Below are 1,544 nucleotides of genomic sequence, written 5' to 3'. Positions count from 1 at the left end.
TAGGTCGTCCGTTCTTTCTTCTTCCATACTGATAGCGCTGGAATTGGTCAGCAAGATAGGAAGGAACATGCACCTGTGGGCTACGAATATGCCTGCCAAGCACTCGATGATTACCCCTTCACCTTCGAGCCCACAGGTGCGCTTGCGCCCTTTGACGAATCCTCAGGGAAAGCCCGACACGGCTCTCTATATCGACTTCGCTGGACGCAAGCATGCATGTCCCTGCATGTACTTTAGCGTCTGTGGAGGTGTTGGATGCAAACGCTCCTGTCTCAGAAGTTCACCGCTTATATTGGAATAGATTGGGCCGATGCCAAGCACGACGTGTGTTTGCAGGTCGCCGGTGAAACCCAGCGGCACTTCTCTGTCATCGATCACACGCCTCAATCGATTGATCGTTGGGCGAAATCGTTGTTTGAGCGCTACGGGGCTCCAATAGCAATTGCTCTGGAACTCAGCAAGGGTCCGTTGGTTTCGGCCCTGCAAAAATACGAGTTCTTTTGCCTGTTTCCGATTAATCCGAGCACCTTGGCCAGACACCGTAAAACCTTTGTCTGCAGCGGTGCCAAGGACGATCCGACTGATGCTCAATGGGCACTTGAGTTGCTGCTCACCCATCCGCAACGGTTTCCGCAGTTGATGCCGCAAAGCCCTGCCATGCGTATTTTGGCAAGTCTGTCAGAGCATCGGCGCGGGATGGTCGATGAGCGAGTCAAGATCAGCAACCGCTTGGTCTGTACGCTCAAGCAGTACTATCCATTGGCTCTGGAACTTTTTAGTAATCACGACACCGTGGTGTTCTGTGACTTTCTGATGCGCTGGCCCACGCTTGAACACATCAAGCGCTCTCGCCAAAGTGCTTTTCTAAAGTTCTCTAACGATCACAACATGCGTCGTCCTCAGCTCAATCAGACTCGCTGGGAATTGATCATCAATGCGATGCCTTTGACACAGGACCCTGGTGTGATACGCCCTTCGCAGCTATACGCAACAGCCCTGGCTTCGCAGCTCAAAGGGCTTATTGCAACCATCAAGGATTTTGACCGCGAGATCGACGAAACGGCCAACGCCTTGGCCGATTACCCGATTTTCAAGGCATTGCCTGGCGCGGGGAAACATCTTGCACCTCGTCTGCTGGTTGCTTTTGGCGAGCAGCGTGATCGATTTAGCGACGCCAGTTCGATGCAGCGATATGCCGGAATCGCACCGGTAACCCAGCGAAGCGGAAAGAAGAAAGTGGTGTATTGGCGCTACCAATGTTCAACGTTCTTACGTCAGACCTTTGTCGAATGGGCCGCTCATAGCATCACCGAATCAACATGGGCCGAAGCTTATTATCGGCAACAACGGGCTAAAGGCTGTTCATACCAAGCGGCCTTGAGAGCACTCGCGTTTAAGTGGATCAGAATCGTCTATCGGTGCTGGAAAACCAGCACCGTGTATGACGAAAAAGTTTACTTGCAGTCCTTATTGCAACGCGGATCAACATTGACAGAAGCACCAGTGGCGGTAGCCACGAGTTGACTGAGAGGCTCAGGGCGTGA

At 52.6% G+C, this 1,544-nt stretch carries 1 protein-coding gene; it reads left to right on the top strand.

Going from position 1 to position 1,544, the window contains the following annotated elements; translation table 11 throughout:
• Nucleotides 1–255 precede the first annotated feature (255 nt).
• Nucleotides 256–1,524, top strand: coding sequence for an IS110 family transposase (locus ACIOZM_RS31815; protein WP_401221648.1), 1,269 nt, complete (start codon nucleotides 256–258; stop codon nucleotides 1,522–1,524).
• The last annotated feature ends 20 nt before the right edge of the window (nucleotides 1,525–1,544 follow it).

The organism is Pseudomonas sp. NPDC087346 (assembly GCF_044744235.1).
Classification (GTDB): Bacteria; Pseudomonadota; Gammaproteobacteria; order Pseudomonadales; family Pseudomonadaceae; genus Aquipseudomonas.
This window is presented reverse-complemented; position numbering and strand designations above follow the sequence as displayed.